Raw genomic sequence first — 6547 nt, forward strand, 5'->3', positions numbered from 1 at the left:
AAGCCGACGGCGGCGTCTCTGGAACCACGTTATCGACGAACCCGGGCGAAGGCGGCGCGGTGGCGCCTGCCTGTGGACAACTTCGCGCATTGTGGACAACTTGTGAAAAGGCCAGGTCAGGACGACCGGCGGCCGCCCACGAACAGCGCCAGCACCGCGCCGAACACACACACGAATGACGTGATGAAGAAGATCTCGGTGTACTGGGTCAGCAGCGCCGAGTTCACCGCGTCCCGGTAGGCGGCCAGCTCCCGCTCGACCTCCTCGGGTGGCTTCCCGAACGGGAACGGCGTGGCCAGGTCGGCGGTCAGCGTGTGGAACCGGTGCAGCCCCCACGCCGCCAGCGCCGCCACCCCGACCAGCATCCCCGTCATCCGGGCCACCACCACGCCCGCCGACGCCACGCCGTGCTGCTCGGCCGGCACCACCCGCAGCGCGGCCGACGACAGCGGGGCGATCACCACCCCGAGCCCGAGCCCGGTGACGACCAGGTCGACGTCGAGCCGGGGGAGGGACACGAAACCGAGGTCGTGCCGGGCGGCCAGCACGTCCACCGGCCAGCCCGAGATCAGCAGGAACCCGGCGGCCGCGACGAGCAGACCGGCACAGGCCGGCCACCGGTCGCCGAACCGGCCCGCGAGCCACCCGCCGAGCAGGGCACCCACCGGCAGCGCCACCAGGAACCGCACCAGCAGCAGCACGCTGCCCTGGTCGTCCCGCCCGAGCAGGCTCTGCGCGAACAGGTCGACGTTCACCAGCGTCACCATCAGCGCCGCGCCCGCCATCAGGCTCGCGCCCAGCACGGCGAAGAACGGTCCCATCGAGACCCCGCGCGGGTCGATCAGCCGGGTCCGCGCCCGCCGCTCCCACACCACGAACGCGACCAGCGTCAACGCGGCGGCCCCAAGCAGCGGCAGCCCCCACGGTGGCAAGACCTGGTCCCGCGGCGACGGGTTGTACAACCCGATCACCGCCAACGCCAGCATCACCGCGAGCAACACGGCACCCACGACGTCCACGGACGAGCGAACCGCGGCACGTCGGGCAGGGACGGTGAAATGCACCGCCACCATTGCCAGCACAGCGAGCGGCACGTTCACCCAGAACACCCCGCGCCACCCGGCCACCGCGGCGATCGCGATCCCGTACAGCGGCCCCAGCACCGAACCGAGCTCCTGGGCCGCCCCCACCGCGCCGAGCACCGCCGACCGCCGGTGCACCGCCCACAGGTCGGCCACCAGCGCCATCGTCACCGGTAGCAGCGCGCCACTGGCCGCGCCCTGGATCACCCGACCGGTGACCAGCAGGAACAGATCCCCGGAAAGCGCGGTCACCACCGAGCCGACCAGGAACGCGGCCAGGCACACCTGCAGGAGGGTCTTGCGGCCGAACCGGTCCGACGCCTGTCCCAGCAGCGGCATCGCGGCCACGTACCCCAGCAAGTACCCGGTCACGATCGGCGTGACCCGCTCCAGCCGGTTCACCGGGATCTGCAGGTCGTCGATGATCTGGCGGAGCACGCTGACCACCACGTAGGTGTCCAGCGCGCCGAGCAGCACCGCCAGCCCGCCCGCCCCGATGGCGACGGCCCGCCCGCGCCCGGCCGGCGCGGCGGTCTCGGTGGCGGTCATGTCAGTCGGGCGCGGTGATCTCGACCGGCTTGTCCACATCGGACAGCGTGACGTCCACCGTCGGGTCACCGTCGACGGGCACCGCCACGCTTGCCTTCACCGGCTGGTGGTCGCCGTCCTTGCGCAGCCAGAACGTGATGTCCACATCGGAGCTCACCCCCGGCACCAGGTCGGCGATGACGTCCTTGGCCGCGCGCCCCTTGACCCGGTAGGTGTCCACGCCGTCGACCTCCTCGGTGGCCTCCGTCCTCGGGTCCCGCACCTCTTTGAGGACGTTCGCGATGCCGCGCTCCGGGTCCAGGATCGCCGCCGGGTCGTACAGGTTGGCGACCAGCGACGCGTCCAGCTCCTGGAAGCCGTCGCCGGTCAGGCCCTGGATGTAGGCCTTGTCGTCGACGATCACGAACTCGCCCTCGATCAGGTTGCCCATCAGCGTCATCTTCACCGTGCCCTTCGCCGCGCCGGCGCCGCCGCCCTCGCGGGTCAGGTCGCCTTCGGCGCTCTGCACGTTCAGCCCCGGCACCTCGCCGTTCACGGTGAGGGTGAAGTGCGCGCTCGTGATCTTCGCCGTCGCCGCCGCGGCGTCGCTCATCAGCTCCCCGCCGCCGGGAAGCGAGCTGTCCTCACCGCCGTCGTCCGAGCACGCGGTGGAGACCGCGGCGACGAGCGCGAGGGAGGCGACCAGGATCCGGCGCATGACCATGCGGGGCATCGTAGAGCCGTGGGGCTGAGAGCGGCTCAGCTTGCCCGAAACGTTTTCCGGTAGGCCAGCGGCGAGACACCGTGCGCGGCCCGCATGTGCTGGCGCAGCGACGCCCCGGTGCCGAGGCCGGCCTTCGCGGCGACCGCGTCCACCGGCAGGTCCGTCGACTCCAGCAGGTGCATCGCGTGCCGCACCCGCTGCAGCAGCAGCCAGCCGCCGGGGGCCTGGCCGGTCTCCGCGCGGAACTTCCGGGAGAACGTCCGCACGCTCATCCGCGCGTGCTCGGCGAGCGATGCGAGGTCCAGCGGGGTGTCCAGGTGGCGCAGCGCCCAGGCCCTGGTCGGTGCGGTGCCGTCGGCGCCGCCATCGGGCACGTGCCGGTCGATGAACTGCGACTGACCGCCCTCCCGCCACGGCGGGACCACGCAGTAGCGGGCCGCCCGGTTGGCGACCTCGCTGCCGTGGTCGGCACGCAGCACGTGCAGGCACAGGTCGACGCCGGCACCGAGCCCGGCCGAGGTCAGCACGTCGCCGTCGTCGACGAACAGCACGTCCTCGTCGAGCAACACGTTCGGGTACAGCTCGCGGAACCGGTCCGCGTGCGCCCAGTGCGTGGTCGCGGGCCGGCCGTCGAGCATGCCGGCGGCGCCGAGCACGAACGCGCCGGTGCAGATCGACATCACCCGAGCGTGCGACGGGATCGTGGCGAACGCCTCGGCCACCCGGTCGGGGAGGGTGCCGTCGGAGCGCGGGCCCCTGAGCCGGGTGCCCGGGACGATCACCGTGTCCGACTCGGCCAGGATCTCCGCGCCGAAGTCGGGCACGATCGTGTACCCGGCGAGTACCCGGACGGGTGATGTGTCGAGCCCGCAGACGCGCACGTCGTAGAGCGGGTCGCCGTCGTTGTCGGTGGCCTCGCCGAAGATGGTGGGCGGAATGACCATGTCGTAGCCGATCACGGTGTCCAGCGCGAGCACGGCGATCCGGTGCGGTGCGGTCATGGCCAGATTCTTACACATATTGGCAATCTGGCCACTCGTCGTCGAAGTCCCCTGTCGGTGACGCTGTCCGGGTGACACAGGTGGCACAGGGAGAAGAGCGTGGCCTGCGGCAGGGCCGGCGGCTGCATTGGGCGTGGCTGGTCGCGGGGGTGTCGTTCGTCACGCTCATCGGCGCGGCCGGGTTCCGCGCGGTACCGAGCGTGCTGATCGACCCGCTGCACGAGGAGTTCGGCTGGTCACGGGCCACCATCTCGGCCGCGGTGTCGGTCAACCTCGTGCTGTTCGGGCTGATCTCGCCGTTCGCCGCGGCGCTCATGGACCGGCTCGGCATGCGCCGCGTGGTCGCCGGCGCGCTGGTCCTGGTCGCCGCCGGCAGCGGGCTCACCGTCTTCATGACCGCGAGCTGGCAGCTGCTGCTGTGCTGGGGCGTGCTGGTCGGCGTGGGCACCGGCTCGATGTCGATGGCGTTCGTCGCCACCGTCACCGGCCGTTGGTTCGTCCGCCACCGCGGCCTGGTCAGCGGCGTCCTCACCGCCGCGGGCGCCACCGGTCAGCTCGTCTTCCTGCCGCTGGTCGCCGCGCTCGCCACCGCGCACGGCTGGCGCACGCCGGCGTTGGTGGTGGCCGGCGCGGCGCTGGTCGTCGTTCCGCTCGTGCTGACGCTGCTCCGCGACCACCCGAGCGACGTCGGCACCACGGCGCTGGGTGCCACCAGGGCCACCGCGCCCGTCACGGTCACCGGCAGCAGCGCGGCCCGCGCGCTGCGCACGCTCAAGGACGCCGCGGGGACCAGGACGTTCTGGCTGCTCGCGGCCGGTTTCGCGATCTGTGGCGCGTCCACGAACGGCCTGGTCGGCACCCACTTCGTCACCGCCGCGCACGACCACGGCATGCCGCACACCATGGCCGCGTCACTGCTCGCGCTGATCGGCATCTTCGACGTGGCCGGCACGATCTTCTCCGGCTGGCTCACCGACCGGATGGACCCGCGGCTGCTGCTCGGCGGCTACTACACGCTGCGCGGCATGTCGCTGCTGATCCTGCCGTCGCTGCTCGCGCCGGACACCGAGCCGAGCATGTGGGTGTTCATCATCTTCTACGGCCTGGACTGGATCGCGACCGTGCCGCCGACGGTGGCGCTGTGCCGCAACCGGTTCGGCGACGCGGGGCCGGTGGTGTTCGGCTGGGTCTTCGCCTCCCACCAGGTCGGCGCCGCGCTCGCCGCGGTCGGCGCGGGCGCCATCCGGGACCTGCGCGGGAGCTACGACCTGGCCTGGTTCTTCGCCGGCGGGCTCTGTGTGGTGGCCGCGTTGCTCTCGCTCTCCATCAGCCCGATCCGGGATCCCCTTCTGGCCGAAACACGGCGTTAACACGGTCTACCTAGGCTGCCGATATGGATCGTCAGCAGGAGTTCGTCCTTCGCACTCTCGAGGAGCGGGACATCCGCTTCGTGCGGCTCTGGTTCACCGACGTGCTCGGTTTCCTCAAGTCGGTGGCGGTCGCACCCGCCGAGCTCGAGGGCGCGTTCGCCGAGGGCATCGGCTTCGACGGCTCCGCGATCGAGGGCTTCGCCAGGGTCTACGAGTCGGACATGGTCGCGCGCCCCGACCCGGCGACGTTCCAGGTCCTGCCGTGGGAGAACCCGGAAGGCCACGCCTACGCGGCCCGGATGTTCTGCGACATCGCCATGCCCGACGGCTCGCCGTCGTGGGCCGACCCGCGGCACGTGCTGCGCCGCACGCTGGCCAAGGCGAGCGAGTCCGGGTTCACCTGCTACGTGCATCCCGAGATCGAGTTCTTCCTGCTCTCCGAGCTGTTCGAGGACGGTCGCGAGCCGGTTCCCGCGGACAACGGCGGGTACTTCGACCAGGCGAGCCACGCGACCGCGACGCACTTCCGCCGGCATGCCATCGAGACGCTCGAGGCGATGGGCATCTCGGTGGAGTTCAGCCACCACGAGGGCGCCCCCGGCCAGCAGGAGATCGACCTGCGCTACGCCGACGCGCTGACCATGGCCGACAACGTGATGACCTTCCGGTACGTGGTCAAGGAGGTCGCGATCACCCAGGGCGTGCGCGCCTCGTTCATGCCCAAGCCGTTCTCCAACCAACCGGGCTCGGGCATGCACACGCACGTAAGCCTGTTCGAGGGCGACCGGAACGCGTTCTACGACAGCGAGGACCCCTTCGAGCTGTCCGCGACCGGCAAGGCGTTCGTCGCCGGGCTGCTCAAGCACGCCAGGGAGATCTCCGCGGTCACCAACCAGTGGGTCAACTCCTACAAACGCCTGATCGTGGGGGGCGAGGCCCCGTCGGCGGTGTGCTGGGGTCACGCGAACCGGTCCGCCCTGGTGCGCGTGCCCATGTACTCACCGGGTAAGGCGTCCTCCCGTCGGGTGGAGATCCGGAGCCTGGACTCGGCCTGTAACCCGTACCTGGCGTACGCCGTGATCCTGGCCGCCGGGCTCAAGGGCGTGCAGGAGGGCTACGAACTGCCGCCGGCCGCCGAGGACGACGTGTGGTCGCTGACCGACGCCGAGCGGCGCGCCGCGGGATACGCGCACCTGCCGCAGAACCTTGGCGAGGCGCTCGCGGAGATGGAGGGCTCGGAACTGCTCGCGGAGACGCTCGGCGAGCACGTGTTCGACTTCTTCCTCCGCAACAAGCGCAGCGAGTGGGACGCCTACCGACGGTCGGTGACGCCCTACGAGCTCCGCACGCTGCTCCCGATCTTGTGAGAGCAGGCCGCTGACCAGCCGATTTGACTTTACTCTGGGCTAGTCGCTAACTTTTCTCTCGTCGCACAGCGCGGCGGACGGGCCCGGAAGTAGCGAGCCAGACCCGGACGAAGCGAACCGCAAGCCAGTGATACACTTCAGTGGCTGGCAGCGAGCTGGGCCAAGCGATTTGACATCGCGGATCGGACCAGATAAAGTGTTGCGGCGCAGGGATCCGGTTCTCCTCCCAAGCGGGACCGTTACGGTCTCCCAAGCAGGGAGTGACGGATCCACCCAAAGCAGTAAACCAACTGGCGTCTCTTGATTGGTCCGCGTCATTGCGGTCCATGATGGATGTGCGTGTGTTGTTTGAGAACTCAACAGTGTGCCGATTCAATATGCTAGTGAGCTTGTGCCTGGCCTTTATTGGTTTGGGTGTATTTGCTGGGGTTTGGATTCTCTTCTGAGCATTATTGGAGAGTTTGATCCTGGCTCA

At 70.2% G+C, this 6547-nt stretch carries 5 protein-coding genes; 2 read left to right on the forward strand and 3 right to left on the reverse strand.

The annotated features are described in order from the left end of the window. Positions 1–116: 116 nt before the first annotated feature. Genes GEV28_RS28340 through GEV28_RS28350 form a run of 3 tightly spaced genes read right to left on the reverse strand, consistent with a single transcriptional unit; the run spans position 117 to position 3335 of the window. Positions 117–1631 (reverse strand): MFS transporter, encoded by a 1515-nt coding sequence (locus GEV28_RS28340; protein ID WP_291415424.1) that lies wholly within the window; start codon positions 1629–1631, stop codon positions 117–119. A 1-nt stretch (position 1632) separates the two neighbouring features. Next, positions 1633–2334, reverse strand: a complete 702-nt coding sequence (locus GEV28_RS28345) for an LppX_LprAFG lipoprotein (protein WP_291415426.1) — start codon at positions 2332–2334, stop codon at positions 1633–1635. Between the two features lie 35 nt (positions 2335–2369). Then, positions 2370–3335 carry a GlxA family transcriptional regulator gene (locus GEV28_RS28350; RefSeq protein WP_291415427.1) on the reverse strand — a complete coding sequence of 322 codons (966 nt, stop codon included), beginning with the start codon at positions 3333–3335 and terminating at the stop codon, positions 2370–2372. Between the two features lie 80 nt (positions 3336–3415). On the opposite strand from GEV28_RS28350, the gene GEV28_RS28355 reads away from it, so the two are divergent. Continuing rightward, on the forward strand, positions 3416–4705 hold the full coding sequence (locus tag GEV28_RS28355) for an MFS transporter (RefSeq protein ID WP_291415435.1): 1290 nt from the start codon (positions 3416–3418) through the stop codon (positions 4703–4705). Positions 4706–4728: 23 nt separating this feature from the next. Next, on the forward strand, positions 4729–6072 hold the full coding sequence (glnA, locus tag GEV28_RS28360; protein WP_291415429.1) for a type I glutamate--ammonia ligase: 1344 nt from the start codon (positions 4729–4731) through the stop codon (positions 6070–6072). The last annotated feature ends 475 nt before the right edge of the window (positions 6073–6547 follow it).

The organism is Actinophytocola sp., assembly GCF_009379765.1.
In the GTDB taxonomy this organism is placed as follows: Bacteria; Actinomycetota; Actinomycetes; order Mycobacteriales; family Pseudonocardiaceae; genus Actinophytocola.

What these genes read in the sequence shown, in the direction of transcription:
- GEV28_RS28340 (WP_291415424.1), bottom strand. Translation starts at nt 1,631, where the DNA reads ATGACCGCCACCGAGACCGCCGCGCCGGCCGGGCGCGGGCGGGCCGTC.
- GEV28_RS28345 (WP_291415426.1), bottom strand. Translation starts at nt 2,334, where the DNA reads ATGGTCATGCGCCGGATCCTGGTCGCCTCCCTCGCGCTCGTCGCCGCG.
- GEV28_RS28350 (WP_291415427.1), bottom strand. Translation starts at nt 3,335, where the DNA reads ATGACCGCACCGCACCGGATCGCCGTGCTCGCGCTGGACACCGTGATC.
- glnA (WP_291415429.1), top strand. Translation starts at nt 4,729, where the DNA reads ATGGATCGTCAGCAGGAGTTCGTCCTTCGCACTCTCGAGGAGCGGGAC.